11 protein-coding genes and 1 tRNA gene are annotated in these 20514 nt (G+C 41.7%); 5 read left to right on the top strand and 7 right to left on the bottom strand.

Going from position 1 to position 20514, the window contains the following annotated elements; genetic code table 11:
* Positions 1 to 40: 40 nt before the first annotated feature.
* The 3 genes from B9Y87_RS05640 to B9Y87_RS05630 all read right to left on the bottom strand — a co-directional run bounded on the left by B9Y87_RS05640 (position 41) and on the right by B9Y87_RS05630 (position 5901).
* Positions 41 to 1552 carry a glycoside hydrolase family 10-like protein gene (locus B9Y87_RS05640; RefSeq protein WP_085497033.1) on the bottom strand — a complete coding sequence of 504 codons (1512 nt, stop codon included), beginning with the start codon at positions 1550 to 1552 and terminating at the stop codon, positions 41 to 43.
* A gap of 79 nt (positions 1553 to 1631) precedes the next feature.
* The gene (locus B9Y87_RS05635; protein WP_176225596.1) at positions 1632 to 2975 is read right to left on the bottom strand and encodes a RagB/SusD family nutrient uptake outer membrane protein; all 1344 of its coding nucleotides are present in this window, start codon (positions 2973 to 2975) and stop codon (positions 1632 to 1634) included.
* 16 nt (positions 2976 to 2991) lie between these two features.
* Positions 2992 to 5901: a SusC/RagA family TonB-linked outer membrane protein gene (locus B9Y87_RS05630; protein WP_245808656.1), complete on the bottom strand. Its 2910-nt coding sequence runs from the start codon at positions 5899 to 5901 to the stop codon at positions 2992 to 2994.
* 258 nt (positions 5902 to 6159) lie between these two features.
* On the opposite strand from B9Y87_RS05630, the gene B9Y87_RS05625 reads away from it, so the two are divergent.
* Positions 6160 to 6909, top strand: a complete 750-nt coding sequence (locus B9Y87_RS05625) for a DeoR/GlpR family DNA-binding transcription regulator (protein WP_085497028.1) — start codon at positions 6160 to 6162, stop codon at positions 6907 to 6909.
* A 285-nt stretch (positions 6910 to 7194) separates the two neighbouring features.
* Complete coding sequence (locus tag B9Y87_RS05620; protein WP_085497026.1) at positions 7195 to 8010, top strand: N-acetylmuramic acid 6-phosphate etherase; 816 nt, start codon at positions 7195 to 7197, stop codon at positions 8008 to 8010.
* Position 8011: 1 nt separating this feature from the next.
* Here B9Y87_RS05620 and B9Y87_RS05615 read toward each other — a convergent pair whose 3' ends face one another.
* Together B9Y87_RS05615 and B9Y87_RS05610 are read right to left on the bottom strand one after the other, a co-directional pair.
* Positions 8012 to 8416 (bottom strand): c-type cytochrome, encoded by a 405-nt coding sequence (locus tag B9Y87_RS05615; protein WP_085497024.1) that lies wholly within the window; start codon positions 8414 to 8416, stop codon positions 8012 to 8014.
* A 40-nt stretch (positions 8417 to 8456) separates the two neighbouring features.
* Positions 8457 to 9578 carry a PQQ-dependent sugar dehydrogenase gene (locus B9Y87_RS05610; protein WP_085497022.1) on the bottom strand — a complete coding sequence of 374 codons (1122 nt, stop codon included), beginning with the start codon at positions 9576 to 9578 and terminating at the stop codon, positions 8457 to 8459.
* 133 nt (positions 9579 to 9711) lie between these two features.
* Here B9Y87_RS05610 and B9Y87_RS05605 point away from each other — a divergent pair, with 133 nt between their 5' ends.
* From B9Y87_RS05605 to B9Y87_RS05595, 3 genes are all read left to right on the top strand, one after another.
* Positions 9712 to 18144 (top strand): T9SS type B sorting domain-containing protein, encoded by an 8433-nt coding sequence (locus B9Y87_RS05605; protein ID WP_085497020.1) that lies wholly within the window; start codon positions 9712 to 9714, stop codon positions 18142 to 18144.
* A 288-nt stretch (positions 18145 to 18432) separates the two neighbouring features.
* Positions 18433 to 18672, top strand: a complete 240-nt coding sequence (locus tag B9Y87_RS05600; protein ID WP_085497018.1) for a GIY-YIG nuclease family protein — start codon at positions 18433 to 18435, stop codon at positions 18670 to 18672.
* Positions 18673 to 18764: 92 nt separating this feature from the next.
* Positions 18765 to 18839: transfer RNA gene (locus tag B9Y87_RS05595), tRNA-Pro, on the top strand.
* Between the two features lie 313 nt (positions 18840 to 19152).
* Here B9Y87_RS05595 and B9Y87_RS05590 read toward each other — a convergent pair.
* Together B9Y87_RS05590 and B9Y87_RS05585 are read right to left on the bottom strand one after the other, a co-directional pair.
* A complete protein-coding gene (locus B9Y87_RS05590) occupies positions 19153 to 19632 on the bottom strand; it encodes a DUF4625 domain-containing protein (protein WP_085497016.1) in 480 nt (159 codons plus the stop codon).
* A gap of 63 nt (positions 19633 to 19695) precedes the next feature.
* On the bottom strand, positions 19696 to 20487 hold the full coding sequence (locus B9Y87_RS05585) for a DUF4625 domain-containing protein (protein ID WP_085497014.1): 792 nt from the start codon (positions 20485 to 20487) through the stop codon (positions 19696 to 19698).
* Between the last annotated feature and the right edge of the window lie 27 nt (positions 20488 to 20514).

Here is a 20514-nt window from a genome sequence, read left to right as displayed (position 1 = left end):
TTATTTTGTTGCTCAGAAAGATATTAAATCTTCCTTGACTTTAATTTAAGCTGATGATTTTGGGTTTGCTTTCCTGTCCAAAATTATTTATAAACGTCAATGCCAAAAGTTTTTTTCCTTTGAATCCTGAACTGTCAAAACTAAAATTACCGGAGTCCGATAGCGGTATTTTTGCCACCAATTTATCCGGGTTTTCCAGACTTAATTTTGATTCTTTTTTGGCTACATATATCAAAGCATATCTTAAATTTTGTCTTTCTTCGGATGGAATGCTGAAATGTAAAAATCCATTTTTTTCTTCAATATGTGATTCAATAATTTCATTGTGAAATTTATTTTTTGACAAAGGTGAAGTGGGTGGCAATGCAATATTACGGTAGTATTTTTTCTTCAATATTTTAAGGACATCCTCCTTATCGGTCATCAGGGATTTGGCACTAAAAAATACATTTCCAATTACATTGCTATTTTCCCTTGCGAACCTTAATTGATTTGGAAGCTCTTTTTTCTTATCCCATGCTTTGTCACTATTGTTTCTTATTTTATAAGGTCCGTTGCCAATATATAGGTTGGTGTTGTAACTATTTTTGGACCACCAGTCCACTATTTTTTTATGCGATGCCACGGGTAGCTCCATGCTCCAATATACTTGGGGTACCAAATAGTCTATCCAGCCCATTTTCATCCATAATAAGGGATCGGCATACAGATCTTCATAGGTGGTCTGACCCGCTTTGGTGTCCGAGCCCAATGGGTCGGTACTCTTGTTTTTCCAAACTCCGAACGGACTTATACCGAACTGAACCCAGGGTTTTGTGCTCTTTATGGTGTTGTGCACCTTATGCACCAAACTATCGATATTGCTTCTTCGCCAATCTTCCAGGGATTGTTGTGGTTGGGCGTATTTGGTATAGGTTTCCGTATCCTCAAAAGTTTCATCCGTTATTTTATAGGGGTAAAAATAGTCGTCAAAGTGAACGGCATCTACATCGTAATTGGCTACTACCTCGCCCATGATATTGGTTAAATGCTGTTGTACTTCAGGCAATCCGGGATTGTAATAGTATTTTTTTCCATATTTCAGCATCCAATCTGGATGTAGATTGTAATCATGGTCCTTACTTAAGATTTCCAATTTTTCATCAAATGTGGCCCGGTAGGGGTTAAGCCAAGCGTGAAATTCCATTCCTCTGGTATGCGCTTCCTGTATCATCCATTGTAATGGGTCGTAATAAGGTTCTGGGGCAACGCCCTCGTTGCCGGTCAAAAACCTTGACCAAGGTGCGTATTGGGATGGATAGAAGGCATCCCCAGCAGCCCTGATTTGTACAATTACGGCATTAAAATTTAAGTCATTATAAAAATCCAGGATTTTCAGATAGTCCTGTTTCTGTTTTTCAATATCATCGAGGCCGCTTTTTGGCCAGTCGATATTGGCTACGGTGGCTATCCATACCCCTCTAAATTCATGTTTGGGTGTTGGTATGGAAGGTCTAAATACCGAGCAGGAGGTAAGTGTCAATGCGAGTATAAGGGCAAGTCTTTTGAACATATGAAATTAGGTGTTGAAATAAAAGGCCTAACATTTAAATATAAATGTAGGCCTTTTGTATTCTAAAACAATATTTCCTCTAAATTGTAGGGTCGGCCGGGGTATTACTATTGTTGTCCCTTTCTGTGTTGGGGTAAGGATAAAAATTTCTATTCCTTTCGTCTGTAAATACCTTGGCGCTAGTGCTGGGTTCAGGTCGATCAAACCTTCTACTGTCTTCCAAACTGGATCCGGTTAAAAATAGTTCCAGCCTACGATTAAGGTATACCTCTTCCAATAGTGCGTCTATGGAGTTATCACCGGAATAGGCGGGAATATTGGCGTTTACACCAAAAACATCGTCATTATCCGTCCTAACATTGTTAATGGCCGTAACAGCAGCCGTAATATCGGCTGAAGTTTTTCTAAGATTGGCCTCGGCTATAATCAGGTTCATTTCGTCCGGTAAATAAACAGGAATCGATTCTGTACCACTTTCCTCATCAAAGAATCCTGCAAGGTCCTCTATTGGAAGTTGATTAATGTTCGATTCATCCAATGGAACCAAATAGAAGCCTATACGACCATCCGCTGGGTCTATAGAAAATGAGGCCGGTAAACCAAAATTGTCCCTAGGTTTAAAATTGGGAACGCCGTTTTGAAATACCCTGCTCCAAACTGGATTTAGATTCTGTGAGTCATAAGTAAATACGGAGGCGGAAGATTGGTCTACTGAACCTGCAGCCGTGATTGCGGCGTCATAATTCCCTGCAAATAAGTTGTATCTGGCCAACATGGCTTGTAGGGTATTTTCCAAATCTATATTTCCCCTCAGAATTTCTGAACTGAATTCGTCCGATATTGGATTGGCCGAAATTAAGTTTTGTGCCTCATTGAGCAGGGCAACTGCGGTATTGTAGGCCTCTGTTCTAGTTACGAATGCTGCATCCCCTTCCTGATTAATTTCTACAATTACTTGTTCGTAGTTCTGTGCCATACTTCCTATGGCCATGGCCTTAAATAAATTGGCATATGCAATTAAACCACTTTTGGTGCCATCATTAATATTGAGATCGGGTGCGTTTTTAGCAATATCTTCTGAAATAGACATTACCCTGAGCATTGTGGACCAGAGTCCGACTATATTGGAGGTAGAATTTGGAATGTCCCCACCGTCCTCAAGATCGATCATATTTTGGAATGTAGTGGTAATACCGGCCTCTCTGGTGGTGACCGCTGGTGTTTCTACGATCCATCTCAAACCCGTGGTGGAATACAATTGTTGCATTCCAATGGTCGCAGCCAATATGCCTTCCCTAGAAGAAAAAACCTGGGCGTCCGTGGCGGCATTAGGGTTGTCAAAATCGGTTTCGCAAGATGAAACCGCCAAAACGGTCATCAAGAGTGCAATAGCCTTTATATTTAAATTTAGATATTTTTTCATCGTTGTTTTTTTAAGTTTAGAAACTAACATTTATTCCTAATTGATAGGTTTTTGGGATCGGAACTGTAGCAAAATCAAATCCCCTTACTCCGTTACTTTGGCCAGCGGCACTTACTTCTGGGTCCCATCCGGAATAATTATCCCATGAAACCAAGTTTCTACCTACCAAACTCAATGCTACGTTGTCTATGAAATCCCATTTAGGTGCAAAGTTGTAGCTAAGGCTTACCTCCCTCAACTTAACGAAAGATCCATCCTCTATAAACTCTTCAAAGATATTTGCCTGCGCTCCTCCGTAACCTTTAGGAAGGTTCCCCAGCAATTCTTGACCTACATTATATCCACCGCCAAACAAAACATTGTCCATCAATCTGCGGTTCCAGTTGAAAACTTCATAACCCTGAACCGCGTCCAACTGTACTCTTAAAGAAAAATTCTTATAAGAAACTTCGTTGATCAGCGACCCAAACCAATCTGGATTTGGATCACCTAACACCTTGGATGATTCCCCATCCTCTGTGGTTCCTCTGTATGGATAGCCATCAGCATCCAGAGCGATGCTACCATCTTCGTTTCTGGCATAAAATTGTCTGTAAAAAACGCCTAAAGGTTCACCTTCAATCACATAGTTGGTAGAAAAGCTTCCGTCAAGTGTTAGTCGGCCACCACCGGCTACGTTGGTAACCTCATTCTTGTTTTTGGAGAAAGAAGCGCTTAGGTCCCATGAAAAGGTTTCATTTTTAATGGGCGCGGCCCTAAGCAGTATTTCAATCCCTTTATTTTCCAGGTTACCTACGTTTTCAAATCTAGAGCTAAAACCGGTTGATGGGGCCAAGACCCTTGGTAGTAGTAGATCTGTAACTTTTTGATGGTAGTATGAGAATTCAAGGCCTAACCTGTTGTTAAGAAAACCGGCATCAAAACCTAATTCAATTTCATCCTGTCTTTCTGGTTTAAGGTTTTCATTGCCTTGGGCAGTAGAGGGTATAAGGCTTACTGCACCTGCAATAGCGGAGGGTGAATATACAGAAAACCTATCGAAGGCACCCAAGGCGGTTAGGTTACCGGCCTGACCCCATGAAGTCCTTAATTTAAAGGAGTTAAAAGTGTCCGAAAAGGCATCTTTCCAGAAATCTTCATCGGATAGTACATAGGAAGCACTGGCCTTAAAATAAATTTGATTACGTTCATCCTTGCCAAAGGTTGAGGCTCCGTCCATTCTTACCGCGCCATTTATGTAAAGTTTGTCCATAAAAGAAAAAGACTGCTGTAAAAAGGCGCCCCAATAAGATATTTGGGACCTTGTCTCGCCTTGCTCCAACAAACTACCTCCAGTTGCCGTTTGCACTACAGGTGGAAGTCCGGTTGCGCTGATGCCTACTCTGTCTCTCTCTTCATATTGCCATGAACCTCCCGCTGTAGTAGTGGAGTTCACATTATCGGATATATCTGTCCTATAGGTTATATTTAGATCGCTGTTGTATTGAAAACTGTTTAGATCCGATCTTCTGGCAAACCCATCGGGTAATGTTGAGGTATTATTAATAGGAATATAGGCAAATGCGGACTGGTTATAATAATCCATTCCCAAGGTATATTTTGCGGAAAGGTGTTCGTTAAATTTACCGTCCAAAGCAATGCTAGTGATGAAGCGATTGGTTTTTTGTCCAAAATCAAATCGGTCTACCGCTTCCAATGGGTTTGTTCTGGCTACTAGAGGAGAGGTTACAGGATAAACCCCAGATGCGTCGGGGGTTGGATCTATAGAGTTGTCACTGAACAAGAAACCTGTAATGGAGCCATAGGCCGAATTGATTCCTCCGTTGGGAACATCGTTACTAATACTTCTTACGTAGTTAAAACCTCCGGTGATATCTAGCCAGTCAAATGCCTTTTGGGTGATATTGGCCTTGAATCCGTAGCGTTTGAAATCGGTATTCTTTACAATTCCCTCATTATCCAAATGTGAGGCAGAAAGAAAATAGGAGGTCTTCTCATTGCCTCCGTTTACTGAAAAGTAATTTTCCAAACCGAAGCCAGTATCGAAAATAACATCTTGCAAATCATATCGCTCTACGGGAACTGTGGCCAAATTGTTTCTATCCGTGGCTACTTCCCAGGCTAGGGGAACAGTGTTATAATCTATTTTTTTTCTAAGCTCGTTAAGTTTGGTATTGGTCATAAAGGTAAACTTTGGTTCACCGCTCTTTCCTTTTTTGGTAAAAATTTGGACTACCCCGTTACTCGCTCTTGAACCATAGATAGCTGCTGCTGCTGCACCCTTAATAATTTCTATTTTATCGATATCGTTTGGGTTTAGGTCGGCCAGTCTGTTTTGGGAGTTACCGCCCAAATCTATTAGCTCGTTGCTGGAGTTGCTTATAATGATTCCATCTACAATATACAGTGGGTCGGAACTACCTGCGATAGTGCTGGGGCCTCTAAGTCTTATACTAATACCTCCTGCTGGATCACCGGAGTTTTGTTGTACCAAGGCGCCGGAAACCTTTCCGGCAATGGCCTGGTCTACTTGGGTAGCACCATTATTGGTCAATTCTTCGGACTTCACGGAAGAGATGGCATTTCCTAGGGACCTTTTGTTGGCTCCGGTTCCCGTTCCTGTAACCACTACCTCGTCCAAGCTTAAAAGGTCTTCTGTTAAAACAATATCCTGGGTAATATCTGCACCGGAGGTGGAGAAGGACACTTTTTGGGTGCTAAAACCAAGATAGCTGGCAGTGAGATTATAGGTCCCGTTTTCAAGGTTGGCTTTGAAACTGTAGTTTCCGTCAAAATCCGAAACTGCACCGAAAGAGGTATTCGCAATAAATACAGAGGCCCCTGCTATTGGTATCCCTGAACCACTTTCAGTAATGTTTCCACTGATTGTAATTGGGGATTGTTGCCCAAATACGTTTGTACTCATTACCAGGAGTAGCCAAAGAAGTAAATGGCTTGGTAACTTTCCTCTAATTGTTTGAAATTTTTTCATCGGCTTTTAGAGTTAATTTTTAGTGAATTAAATTAGAAATTGTATAATTGATATTTTCAAAAATATGCAAAAAACTGCAACTATTGCAATTATTTGCAATATATTGCAATAATTATTGATTTAATTAGCTGGATGAGGTTTGTTTGCAGTATTTTGCTAATATTGCCTGCATTATGTTAATATGATAATTTTATGTTAAAAGCCGAGAGACAACAAGTAATTTTAAACGAGGTTAGGATTCACAATAGGGTTTTGTTTACGGATATTGCCGAACTTTTAAATGTTTCGGTAGATACCATACGCCGAGATATCAAAGAGCTCGGTGCTGCCAAAAAGTTAAAGAAGGTGCACGGCGGGGCCATATCCTTAGGATTTAACAATTACCATGTTGAAAATCAAGAGATATATGCTCTTGAGAATAAGTCACGGATTGCCAGAAAAGCCATAACCTTGTTAAAAAGTGGTCAGGTGGTACTGCTAAGTGGTGGAACCACCAATATGGAAATTGCACGAATGATTCCTCCCCATTTGAAAATCACCTGTTTTACACCTAGTTTGCCGGTTGCCGTTCAATTAATGGCCAAATCGGATGTGGAAGTGATATTGGTAGGTGGAAAATTATCCAGGGATTCCCAAATTGCGATTGGAGGTTGTGCTATAAACATGTTAAATGATATTAAGGTTGATATCTGTTTCTTGGGAATCAATTCCATCGATGTTAAAAATGGGGTAACCGATTTCGACTGGGATATTGTTCAAATAAAAAAAGCTATGATAAGTGCTTCCAAGAGAATTGTGGCCCCATCAATTTCCGAGAAATTGAATTCTACTCAGCGATTTAAAATTTGTGGCTTGGACACAATAGATGTTTTAATTACCGAACTGGAACCAGACGACGATAAATTAAAGGATTTTAGGGATGCCAAAGTAAAATTACTTTAACGCTATTTATTTATTATAAAATGGTATTTTTTCATGGGCTATATTTTTAATGACCACTGATTGTTTTGAACACTGCGAAAAACTAAAAATTCCTAAGTTTGCCCTAATTTTAATAGAATTATTTGATTTTTGGGAAAGAAGTAAGTTCAATCAATATTTAAATACCAGAATACAAGAAGTAAACACTCGATATATAGACTGATGCAACCAACCAATTCCTTATAGTGAACCCTAATTTCTGAATCTTATATAAAGTACTATAAAATTTAATACCAACCATAAAATATGCAAGATTATAAAAAGATAACCGAATTGCCATCGAAATATAATGACCTTGAATTGATGGATACCGCAACAATCCTTACCAATATGAATAAGGAGGATAAGTTGATCGCTGATGCAGTATCTTTAGTGATACCGGAAGTAACCAAACTGGTAGATGCCCTTAAGGAAAGATTTGACAAAGGGGGGCGATTATTTTATATAGGAGCGGGTACCAGCGGCCGATTAGGTATTTTGGATGCTTCGGAAATCCCTCCAACATTTGGGTTGTCCCATGATCATGTTATAGGACTTATCGCCGGAGGGGATGTTGCCATTAGAAAGGCGGTTGAAAATGCCGAGGATGATACCGTTCAGGCTTGGAAGGATTTGGAGGCGTTTGAAATAACAAAGAACGACACGGTAGTAGGGATAGCGGCTTCAGGTACCACACCATACGTTATTGGTGGGGTAAAGGAAGCGGCAGCCCGAGGATTGCTCACCGCATGTATCACCAATAATCCAGGTTCTCCATTGACCCAGGCTGTGGAGATTCCCATCGCAGTAAATGTGGGGCCAGAATTTCTTACGGGAAGTACACGTATGAAAAGTGGAACATCGCAAAAGTTGGTGCTTAACATGATTTCCACTGCATTAATGATCAGGATTGGGAGGGTAAAAGGGAATAAGATGGTAAATATGCAGCTTACCAATGAAAAATTGGTAGATCGTGGCACCCGGTATTTGGTTGAGGAATTAAAGATAGATTATTCCGAGGCCGAAAAATTATTAAAGAAATACGGATCTGTTAAGAACGCCATAGACGCTAGTAAAGGATAGACTATTTGTTGATATTCATAGAAACTTCTTCTGGAGTTACTATGCTATCGCTTTTATTTCCCCAGGAGTTAAGGATATAGTTCATTACATCTGCAATTTCCTCATCTTCCAATCCCATTGGGGGCATAATGTTGTTATAGGCTACCCCGTTGACCAAAAAATAACCCTGCTGGCCGTATTTTACGCCTCTTATGCTTTCTTCTCTTTTGTTCAATAAAAAATCTGACTTGGCCAATGGAGGAAATGTTTTTTCAACACCCTCCCCATTGGCCATATGACAGTTTATACAGAAGTCCGAATAAATCTCCGCACCTCTATTGATACTCTCTTCCAATTCTTTGTCTTGGAACAATATATAGGACAATAATGAAATGGATAAAATATATGTTAAAAGCAAGAACTTCATATGTTACTTTTTAAAATGATGACACGTAATGTAAGGACAATTATTTCTTGGGTACAAGTTTGTAAATTCCCTTGCCTTCCACGGCCACATAAATAAAACCGTCCGGTGCTTGTCTTACATCTCGAACACGTCCCAAATCGGGCATCAATTTTTCTCTGTAAACAACCTTGTTCCCCTTTAATTCCAGTCTTTCCAAATATTGAAATTTTAGGGAACCTATTAATAAGTTACCTTTCCATTCCGGATATTTGTCAGATGTTACAAAGGCCATTCCACTTGGTGCTATGGATGGTACCCAATAATGTATTGGTTGTTCCATGCCTTCCATTTCGGTTTTGTCAGTAATGGGAGTTCCGCTGTAGTTAATACCATAGGTGATCACTGGCCATCCGTAATTTTTGCCTTTTTCAATAATATTGATTTCGTCGCCACCTTGTGGGCCGTGTTCGTTATCCCAGATTTCCCCGGTCATAGGGTTTTTTACCAAACCTTGGGGATTTCTATGGCCATAGCTGTATATAGCCGTTTTTGCACCTTCGGTGTTTACAAAAGGATTGTCTGACGGGATACTCCCATCCGCGTTTAAACGATATATTTTTCCACCATCCCTGGTAATATCCTGAGGATTAACGTCACGGTCTCCACGATCTCCTATGGAAAAGAATAGATAACCGTTATCATCAAAGGCGATTCTAGAGCCAAAATGCTGACCTTTGGTGGTGTTGGGGGTACCCTTGTATAATAATTGGATATCGGTAAGACTATTGTTGTTCAACTTTGCCCTGATAATGGCCGTATTTCCACCCTTATCATCACCTTCTTCGGAGGCATAGGATATATAGATCCATCCGTTATTGGCATAATCGGGATGTGCGACAACGTCCAACAACCCTCCTTGGCCCCTAACATACACGGCAGGGACATTGTCCACCATATTTTTTTTGCCATCCTTGTAATGGATCAATTGACCTGTCTTTTCCGTAATGAGCATACTGCCATCCGGAAGAAAGGTAAATCCCCATGGTATTTGTAGTTCATCGATTATTAGCTCGACACTGAACGGTGGGTTTTCTGCGTTATTCACTTCATTTTCAGTTTGTTGTGCGCAAGATATATGCAATGAAACAAAGGCGATGAATATAATTAGGATACTATTTTTCATAATTCCACGTTAAATAATTAATAATGTAGCTTAGAACGCTAAAGATAAATATAAAATATAAGCAAAACTATTACACCAAAAATATACTTAGACTCCCCAAGTCCGATTATATTTTGTAAAACCTACTTAACCTATGCTCCCGAAAAAACCACGGCATATTTATTATGCCCTACTTCTGCTAGCACTGAGCGTTGTGTTTAGTGCCACGAAGGCAAACTCAATAGTTTATGAGCTTATTGCGGATGTATCTTCCGCGGTCGAAAATATTAATTCGACGAAAATTGCCGTTGAACAACCCTTGGAGAATAGTTCACTGGAGATTTCCAATACCAAGAAAGAGGTCCAAATAGATGTTACCTCCAGTCCTATGATGTTTGCTACGATCATCAATGGGGCCAATGAAGAGGTAACCTGTACCAATGACGGAAGTACCCTGGCCAAATTTTTTCTATGTGGTACGGGCGATGATAGAACTATTTCCGTTAGCGGAGCTGGCACTATAACTTGGCAGAAGCTTTCATCAAGCTGTGTTTTTGTGGGAACGGACACCTGTCCGGTAAAGGATAATAGTTGTTATGGTCCAGCAGTAACAGGTCCAACATATTTCCTAGATGCCAGTGATCCCTACGTTGCGGGGGAATATCGCGTTAGGGTAGGCTCTGGTGCTTTTTATTATTTCAGGGTTTCCTCCAACCCCTTGAATCCCCAACTTAGTACCCAGAATATTATTTGCGGTAATCCAGGAAGGGTAGAGGTGACCAATGTGCCTGCCGGCTACGAATACAGTCTTAATTCTGCTGCAGGTCCCTATCAGGACAATCCGTATTTTGATATCTTTACACCAGGGAATTATCAGGTGTATACCCGTTTAAAGAACGCTTCGCCCAGTGCCTGTGTTTTTCCTTCGCAAACCGTAACCATAAGCGAGGTGGATATGACGGTGGCGGTTTCCAAGGTAGATATTATCTGTAGTGGTGATAAGGGAAGTATAAGCATTGACATTTCTGGAGTTCCAGGGTTTTATAGCTATAGGTTAATTAGAAACGGTGTTACCATGAACACCTTTGGGCCTAATGGGTCCAATACACATACCTTTAATAATTTGGGGGCAGGTACCTATTCCGTATCCGTTCAGGCTGGCAGTAGTTGTACCCAAACTATTAGTACTATTAATGGAAATCCAATTACGATAGGCGCCGGACTTGTTCCTGTAGATGCCACTGCCTTTGCGACCGACAGTTTTGGCTGTGGTGCCACATCTGTAGATATCACCATAGATGCGAGTGGTGGTACGGGACCATATCAGTATAGCGTAAATGGAGGTGCCTTCGGCGGAAGTTTTGCAACTTCCACCACGCATACAGTAAGTAGTCCAGGTACCTATAATATAGTGGTAAGGGATGCCAATGGATGTACCAAAAATGCGGCGGTGGATGTTGAGAACATTCCGCCCCCTGTTTACAATATCAGTTCTGTAGATGCCAATTGTGGAGGTTCCAACAACGGAAGCATTACCGTAAATGTTACCAATAGTAATGGGTATAATTTACAATACAGTATTAATAATGGAGGATCCTTCCAAAACAGCAATGTTTTCTCCAATTTGGCACCAGGAAATTATAATGTGGTAATCAGGTATCAACAAGATACTTTTTCATGTACCACCCCGGCGGTTGGTAGAACCATAGGTACTCCTTCTACCATTTTGGGAAATGCCAATGCCACCCAAACCCCAACTTGTTTAAATGAAAGTGGAGGCCAGATCACCTTTTCTGGAGTCAGTGGAGGTGTAGGTCCATATGAATATAGTATTGGCTCTGGCTTCATTCTGAACAACACCGTCTTTAATGGTATTTCCGCAGGGACCTATTCCCCACAGATACGTGATGCCAATGGCTGTGTTTCTACCTTGCCTGCCATAGTTTTTAGTCCGTTGAACAAACCTACGGATATCGATTTTACGGTGTCCAGTATAGATTGTGCTACAGGTACGGCATCCGTTTCTTTAGCGGTAACAGGAGGTGCGGCCATAAGTACTTATGAAATTATTGCCCCTACGAGTGTAAATAATGGCGGGTCCAATACGTTCACAGGATTGGGCTTAGGTAGTTATACCTTTAGAGTGACCGATTCCGCGGGTTGTAATTATACAGAAAGTTTTGCCATAACCGATATTAGTTCTATTGGTGTTGCCAGTCAGTTGCTGACCAATGTAACCTGTTTTGGGGATAGTGATGGGGCCGGCCGATTTATAGTGGACGGATTTAATGGTACCTATAGGTATCAAATAGATGCAAATCCTGTAGTAACTGGGCAGACCTCCAATATTGTTTCTGTAAGCGGACTAAATGCTGGTTCCTATACCATAACGGTTACGGATGAGGATACCAATTGCGTGGATACGGCGACCCTTGTTATTGCCGAACCAACAGCTCCCTTGGCCATTTCTCCTATATGGACCGATATGAGTTGCCAGAACAACAATAGGGGTGCGGTTAACGGGAATGCATCAGGAGGATGGGGCGGATTTCAATACACCCTAACCAGACCAAACGGTACTCATATTGGTCCAAGGAGCAATCCCAATTTTACGGGTTTAACGGATGATTCCGGACCATACACTATAACTGTTGAAGATGGAGGTGGTTGTACGGCTTCCGCAAGTTATACTTTTACGCGGTTAACGGCACCTACTTTGGTTTTGGATACTGGAGCTTCCGATTTTTGTTTTGATAGTTCCAATGCCACAACCATGGTGGTCAATGCCAGTGGTGGGGATGGAAACTATGAGTACCGCATAGATAATGGACCTTGGGTAGCCGGTGGTGCCAGTGCAAGTTTTGGAGGTCTTACCCCTGGCAACCATACCGTTCAGGTTAGGGATGGAAATAACTGTATGGATGATGTGGTAAGGAATATTAGGCCACAGACCACCTCTACCGTAAGTATACAAAAGGAACTTACCTGTAGTTTGGTGCCAGGTGCAGGTGATGCGGATATTAGGGTAAATATAGGTAATGGTAATCCACCCTATGCCAATTATGCAGTGAACATTAATGGAGGGGGATATGGTCTAACAACCCCAATTTCAGGAAGTAGTTTTGTATATACAACCCCAAGTCCAGGTACCTACCAGTTTCAAATTACTGATGGAAATGGCTGTGTGGTGGAAACCAATGTGGTTACCATAAGCCCTACGGATGTAATAGCAGCATCGTCAGATGTTACGAACCCCCGTTGCGACGATCCCAATACCGGGGTAGTCCGCTTGATTCCTGATACCACGGTAGGGGTGGCACCATATGAATATAGTACAGATGGTACCAACTATACAAGTCAAGCCGTATATGGAAATCTTTCCCCTGGAAATTATACCTATTATGTTAGGGATAGTAGAGGTTGTTTTATAGATGTCCATTTTACGGTAGGACCTCCAGATCCCGGAGTGGATGCCACGGTGGTGCCAAATGATGCTACCTGCGCCTCGGGAGTGGTTACGGGAAGTATCGACGTTACTGGTAATATCAATGGTGTAGCCCCTTATACCTATACTGTATTGGATGTCAACGGAAACGTTGTCGGTCCGGTTGTAAATACGGCAAGTGACACCCATAGTTTTACCAATTTACCGGAAGGGGAATATACCGTAATTACAAGGGATGCATCCGGTTGTGAAGATAGGGACGCAGTCACTTTGGGACATGCAGGTGTAACCATAACCCCGGTTCCACCACCATTGCCCGCAAGTTGTGATCCTGCTGGTGATGGCTTTACTTATACAGTAAATGTTGCAGGTGGATCCGGATCTTATGAGATTAGAATAGTTGGTGAGGCCAGTTTTTATGCCTTGGTTCCAGGACCCAATTCCCATACTTTTAGTTATGCAGCTAACGGTATTATTTATGGAGTGGCCTATACGGTTGAGGTTATGGATGTAATAACAGGCTGTATTTATCAGCAGGAAATTCCTCCTGTAAGTGGTCCATTGCTTAATTTTATTGCAACAGCTTCTGCGACTTCAGCCTCCTGTGACGTTTCTGGAAATGGCATATTCAATTATGAAGTTGAGGAATATACTGGTACACAGTTGGAAATTACAGTAATCAACGTTACTACAGGTGCCATTGTGGCACCAGCAACAACTATTACCGTACCAGCTTACGTTCCGGGTACTCCTTACACAGGACAGATAACCAACTTGCCTCCAGGTAACTACCGTGTTTTGGTAGAAGATGTGTCTTCCGGTTGTACCACTAGTGCACAGGCAATAATAGCCCAAGATATTCCCACAATTAACGTTGATAGTAATACCAATGCCAATTGTAATGATCCAAACGGATATTTGGTGATACGAGGAGTTGGGGGAACAGGGCCATACCAATATTCTGTGGTACCTACTACAACACCGGTTGGGGTTTATTCAGGGACTACCGACTATGGGTTGCCTGCGGGAGATTATGATGTATATGTACAGGATGCCAGTGGTTGTAGCTCTTTCACTACGGTGACCATTTTGGAGGATCCAGGAGTTGCGGCACCTACCATTGATGTTACCAATCAATGTTTTGTGGTCGCTTCCTATAATGTGGAGGTTACAAGCCCTGTAAATAGTGGACCAGCCCCGGAGACTACTTTTCAATACGATATGGGTAGTGGATTTCAGGATAGTCCATTTTTCACGGTACCCAATCCAGGTACTTATACCATGACGGTAAGGGATGGCAACGGTTGTACAGCTACCAATACTTTTGAGGTGTTCGACTTCTTTTCCATAACGGCCAGTGCAACGGCGGAGCCTTCCTGTAACAATGCAGATGGTTCTATTACTGTTGTGACTTCAGGTGGTAGCGGGGATTTTGACTATGTTTTGGACGATGGGGCCGGTTTTGTGGTAAATCAATCGGACGATCCAGTGTTTACCGCCCTACCTCCTGGGAATTATACCATAACCGTAACGGATAGGAGTTCCAATACTTCTCCATTGTGTGAGGATACCGCGGTTGTAGAAATAATTACGGTAGATCAACCAATAATAGATGCTGTGTTGACCGAAGATATTTCTTGTTTCGGAAGTGCCGATGGTAGTATTTCGGTGGATTTGGTAGCGGCATCCGCTACGGACGGACCTTTTGTTTATAATTTGTATGATAGTGGCGGTGTTTTGGTAACGAGTCAGGCCGATGCCATTTTCGATAATTTAACTCCTGACAACTATGAGGTTGAGGTAGTGTCCAGTAGAGGGTGTACATCAGCACGAGTGCCTGCGAATATTATTGAACCTACAGCATTGATGGGGGGGGCATCAGCTCCTGCATTTACCTGTAATCCTTCCAGTAATACCTTTAATACCACAATAATTACGGCATATGCCGATAACAACGGTGACGGAACAGGAACTTTGACAGGTACAGGACCATATACTTATAGCATCAATGATGGTAGCCCAGTATTTGATGGAACCAATTTTCAGAGTAGCAATACCTTTGAAATTATTGATAATGGAGGGGCTCAAACCATAATAGTTACCATAAGGGATAATAATGGTTGTGAAATTACAGATACGGTAAATTTGGCTCCTCCCTCCGGACTAACCTTTAGTTTTAACGAACTTACCCCTATTACCTGCGATGCTTCGGGATCTGGTGTAATGGCCAGTACCGTTGAGATTATTATAGATCAAGGTCCTGGAGACTATGGTGTTGAAATATTGCCTTTAGGTTCGCAGCCAGAGCGACTAACCAGCGGTGCCGATAGGATTGTATGGGACTTGGATACGCCTGGAGACTATATTTTTGCCGTAAGGGATATTGCCAATGGTGGCTGTTTGTTTGTGACACCAACCTACAATGTGCCTGATTATAACCTTATAGAGGCTGTTATTAATGAGGTGAAACCAGTAACCTGTTTTAACGGATCTGATGGTGAAATTAGTATTGAACTCAATAATTATACCGGTGTTTATAACTATGAGGTATTTTCCCGTGATGCCGCCGGTGTTGAAACCAGTACAGGGGTTACCGGAAGTTTTGATACGGCCAATCCAATTAACAGTCCTGAAATAATTACGGGAGTGCCTGCAGGAAACTTATTGGTACGTGTAGAAGCAGTTGATAGTCCATTTTGTGATACCGTTAGTAATACAACTACGGTACACGGACCGGATAGACCTTTAGATCCTACACCGGCTCAAACAGCGGATGTTACCTGTTTTATCCCTGGTAGGGGTGAAATAACGGTCTCAGGTGATGGTGGCTGGGGAGGTTACGAGTATCAATTGGAAATGGAAACTGCTCCAGGGGTGTACCTTATGGTTACTTCCTTTTCTGTCAACAATGTATTTAGTGATTTAACAAGTGGCACGTATCGCGTGGGTATCCGTGATTCTGGAGGCTGTGTGGTGACGGAGGATTTCGTAATTAGTCCGCCGGTACCGATTGCTGCCGATATTAGAATTGTACAGCCATTACTATGTCCTGGATCAAATGATGGAATCATTGAAGCTTATAACATAAGTGGAGGGGAAGATATTAATGGGGATGGCGAAGAGTATCTGTTCCAGTTGAATAGGTTGGATACCTCTGGTAATATTTTAAATACCAGTGGTTTACAGGAATCTCCTGTCTTCCCTAACCTACCCACAGGAAATTATACCATAGTGGTCTATGACGGCTGGGGGTGTAGTTTTACCACATTGCCAATTTTTATCCAAGATCCGCTTCCCGTGGATGCCGACTTGTTGGAAACCTTGGCACCTGGTTGTGGGGACGAAGGACGAATGGAACTCACTATCGTTAACCCTGTACCTGGGATGGAGTATTTCTATCGTAGATCTGGGACCACGGATCCATTTGTTTCATTTGGAGGGATTGGTGTAATTACGGTCGAGATTGTTATACCCAATGTAAACCTTAATCCCGGACCCTATCAATTTGATGTTCAAAATGGCAATGGTTGTCCGGAGCAGAAGTCGAATGAAATTAATCTTGATCCAGCTTTACCCTTGGTGATAGCCCTAGATCTTGTAGATGCCAATATTAAATGTGCCGGTCAACCAACAGGTATAGTGAGGTCGGAAGCCTTTGGTGGGGTGGGAAATTATATTTATACTCTGGTAAACAACATTTTGGATAGTGGAACACCTGGTGTTCCCAGGCTTCCTGTTGCTGCCGATATTGTGAGGGGACCTCAAAGCTCAGGCATATTTAGGGATTTGCCACCGGGATCCTATTATGTTTATGCTACTAGTCTGGGATGTACTGCCATTTCCGGGGAAATTCTGATAACCCCAAAGGATCCATTGATATTGGATCGTTTGGAAATGGTGCCTGTTAGTTGTTATGGCGATGTAGATGGACAGGTCATTATAGAAGCCAGCGGGGGTACCGGAAAAATTCGTTTCTCCATTTCCGATACCTTAAGTGAATTCTTTGAAGGGGAAGATCCTTCAAATCCAAATTCTTTCACTTTTACTGATTTACCACCAGGTACCTATGAAATAATAGTACAGGACGAATTGGGATGTAATATTTTGCAGGAAGTGACCATTACGGAGCCCGAAGAATTGGTTGTGGCCAACGTGGATACTACCCCGGAAACCTGTGTTATGGCTTCCGACGGTTCGGCACAGCTGACCATGATGGGAGGAACGCCATTTGTGGATATACTAAGCGGAGTGGAATATTATGAAACCAAAATTATTGGACCTGATTCCGTAGGGGACGAAGTTTTTGTGAGAAACGATGCCTTATTTTTCGATAACCTAATGGGCGGTGAAACGTATGTAGTGTTCATCCGAGATTCCATGGGTTGTGAGACAAACGCCGTTGTCCCGATCATGATCGGAGTTGATCTAAGCGCCGAGCCAATTGTTGAATATGGATGTGAGGGAATTTTTCCGAACAGTACCGTTACTATTCGCATGACGGATACAAGCCTAATGTCCAGGCTTTTATTTTCGCTGGATGTTGATGATATGACTTTGGCCAATACCCAGACTGTTTTTGGAGATTTGGTGGCAGGCGACCATACTGTTTATATCTATCATGAAAATGGATGTGCCACTTCGGTAGATTTTACGGTGGAAGCATATGAACCATTGACCTTGACTGCGATAAAAACAGGTCCCAATGAGGTAACGGCAGCGGCTACGGGAGGCTTTGGCGATTATGAATATTTCTTCCAAGGGGATTCTTATGGCGAAGTGAATGTGTTTTTGTCCAACCAGGATGCCAATGTAACGGTTAGGGTAGAGGATCGCATGGGTTGCGAGGCCACCATAACCATTCCGTTCAAATTTACGGGTATGTTGGAAATACCCAATTTCTTTACTCCAAATGGGGATAACATGAATGATGAATGGTTCCCAGGAAACAGGGATTATTTCCCCAATATAGAAGTTAAGATTTATGATAGATATGGTAGGGTAGTGGCCATTTTGGACCAAGTATCCGGCTGGGACGGCAATTACGACGGTAAGGCTGTGCCTTCTGGGGATTATTGGTATGAAGTGAACGCCAATGATGAGGATAAACAGCAGTTTATGGGGCATTTTACCCTATATAGATAACGGAATTTTTAGCTGTATTTTTCCATGAAAAGGACACTTAATCTTTTAGTGTCCTTTTTTGTGAACTAGAACTTTTTATTTCCAGGGATTATTCTATATTTGCAGTCCTAAAAAATAGGATTGAATTCCCAAGTAAATTATTCAGTTCTATTAAAATTCGGGGTGTACCACGCTGATGGCGTGGCAGGTCTAGCCCGGCTTGCAAAGCCAAAGGCATTGTTATCGCGCCGCGTTTGGGACGCGGAGGTTGTCACGCTTTGGGCGTGACCACCCTAAGAAAGTTGGTATATGTTCGTTTATATTTTATATAGCGAGAAACGTTCAAGGTATTACGTAGGTCAGACTACGGATATGACAAAAAGATTGAAAAGACATAATCTTGGGATTGTCCCTTCTACCAAGAGTGGGACCCCTTGGAGATTAGTTTTGCAACTGGAAGTATTATCTCGCTCGGAAGCTCTAATTTTGGAGCGACGTATAAAGAAAAGAGGTGCAAAACGTTTTGTAGATGACCATTTCGGGGTGTAGTACCGTGTCATGCACGGCATAAACTACGCTCAAACAGTTGTCAAAAAAATAGGATTGAATTCCCAATTAAAATATTCAGTTCTATTAAAATTCGGGGTGTAGCGTAGCCCGGTTATCGCGCCGCGTTTGGGACGCGGAGGTCGCAGGTTCGAATCCTGCCACCCCGACGAACCTAGAAATAGGTAGTATCAAAAACACTGTTAATCAAATTGATTTTCAGTGTTTTTTTTGTTTTTACACATTTTCCTTGATATCAAATGATATCATTTGGGATTATGCCTAATTTCTGGAATAGCAATGAAATTTAATAGGTTGTTATTGTTAACAACAAGCAGCTCAGAATGTATTCTTGACCGTCTGGATGGGTCGTTCCATTATACAATTCAGGTTTATATCCCAGGATTGTCATAAGTGATGCTCTATAAAAGAACAACTTGGATTACAAATATGCATTTAAAATGTAAAGCCGTTGTTTCCCATTTATTCTATAATTTTTATATCTACCGATGTCCTGCTTTGCCACCCTGTTTTATCAATTACCGAAAAGGAACAATGGTAGTCCCCAGTATCAATATCGTTGGGAATTGTTAAGCTTATGCTTAATTCATAGGTGGTCAACCCGTCTTCAATGGAATAATTTTCAATAAAAATCCATGGATTTGTGGCTGTTTTTTTAGGGTCCAGGCTGCACTCTCCATCTTGATCATCATGGGTATGATGGTCAAAATTGTGATGGATATCCAGGCTATAAGAGGCCAATTCCGCATTATCGGAGACCATCGCCTTAAAAGAATAGGTTTCCCCTCTTACAAGTTGTGAACAGGCTTGGGGAAACCCTTCATCATAATTGATGTCAATGGTAGGTTTTTGTTCGTCCTTAGCTGCATTGTCATCGGTGCTACAAGAAGCTAAAACAAGGCCTAAAACTAGAATGTAAAAATATTTTGTTGAAAATCCCATAATGTAAATTTTAAACCGCATAACATAAATGTGTCTATGTCATGCGGTATAGTTATAATATTATTATGCAGTAACGTCTATATGCGTTTCATACTCCTTTGTGTTTCCATCTTCATCTTCAACTGTAAAAAGGACGTGATACTCGCCGGCAGGAGCGGTAAGGGGAACATCGATATGTTTGTGGAATTCTGCTTCGATCTCCTCATGGAATCCATCCTCAAAAATCTCTTCATAGTCCCATTCTACTTCCCCTTCGCCAATTGTCAGGTCATGTGCATGTATATCTACCGTAATGTTGTGTATGCCATTAACGGCATCGATCATAAATTCAACATGAAAATCACTTCCTCTTTGGACGGTGGTATCCATAGAAAAATCACTTATCACAATAGGATCCAAAATCTCCAGATGACCCTCAATCTCTGTGCTATTTCCCAACTCATCGGTTACCGTTAACACAATATGATATTCACCTGCCGGAATGTTCGAGGGAATATCAATATGTTCATGAAAGGTTGGGTTAATTACGAGGTAGGAGGCATTTGTGTAGGTGTTTTCATAATCCCATTCAACTTCGTCTTCTCCAACCTGAACATCATCGGCATGTATGTCTATGGAAATACTGCGGACTATTCCTTCCGCGTTTATTTCCGCTTCCAAATGAAGGTCGGAACCCTTATAGGCAAATGGTTCCGTGGAATGATCGCTTCCCTCCCCAAATTCGAAATTGGTAATTACTGGAGCCGATGCATCAGAAACTCCGTCGTCGTCACTGCTACAAGAGTTCAAAAAGAGTCCTAAAAAGGTAAAAATGGCCAATAATTTAAAATTTGATTTCATAATGTTTGTTTTCATGTGTTTGATTTTAATTGTTATTGATTT

It is taken from the genome of Arenibacter troitsensis, assembly GCF_900177645.1.
GTDB lineage: Bacteria > Bacteroidota > Bacteroidia > Flavobacteriales > Flavobacteriaceae > Arenibacter > Arenibacter troitsensis.
This window is presented reverse-complemented; position numbering and strand designations above follow the sequence as displayed.

What these genes read in the sequence shown, in the direction of transcription:
- B9Y87_RS05600 (WP_085497018.1), top strand. Translation starts at nt 18,433, where the DNA reads ATGTTCGTTTATATTTTATATAGCGAGAAACGTTCAAGGTATTACGTA.
- B9Y87_RS05635 (WP_176225596.1), bottom strand. Translation starts at nt 2,975, where the DNA reads ATGAAAAAATATCTAAATTTAAATATAAAGGCTATTGCACTCTTGATG.
- B9Y87_RS05620 (WP_085497026.1), top strand. Translation starts at nt 7,195, where the DNA reads ATGCAAGATTATAAAAAGATAACCGAATTGCCATCGAAATATAATGAC.
- B9Y87_RS05610 (WP_085497022.1), bottom strand. Translation starts at nt 9,578, where the DNA reads ATGAAAAATAGTATCCTAATTATATTCATCGCCTTTGTTTCATTGCAT.
- B9Y87_RS05605 (WP_085497020.1), top strand. Translation starts at nt 9,712, where the DNA reads ATGCTCCCGAAAAAACCACGGCATATTTATTATGCCCTACTTCTGCTA.
- B9Y87_RS05630 (WP_245808656.1), bottom strand. Translation starts at nt 5,901, where the DNA reads ATGAGTACAAACGTATTTGGGCAACAATCCCCAATTACAATCAGTGGA.
- B9Y87_RS05590 (WP_085497016.1), bottom strand. Translation starts at nt 19,632, where the DNA reads ATGGGATTTTCAACAAAATATTTTTACATTCTAGTTTTAGGCCTTGTT.
- B9Y87_RS05615 (WP_085497024.1), bottom strand. Translation starts at nt 8,416, where the DNA reads ATGAAGTTCTTGCTTTTAACATATATTTTATCCATTTCATTATTGTCC.
- B9Y87_RS05640 (WP_085497033.1), bottom strand. Translation starts at nt 1,552, where the DNA reads ATGTTCAAAAGACTTGCCCTTATACTCGCATTGACACTTACCTCCTGC.
- B9Y87_RS05585 (WP_085497014.1), bottom strand. Translation starts at nt 20,487, where the DNA reads ATGAAAACAAACATTATGAAATCAAATTTTAAATTATTGGCCATTTTT.
- B9Y87_RS05625 (WP_085497028.1), top strand. Translation starts at nt 6,160, where the DNA reads ATGTTAAAAGCCGAGAGACAACAAGTAATTTTAAACGAGGTTAGGATT.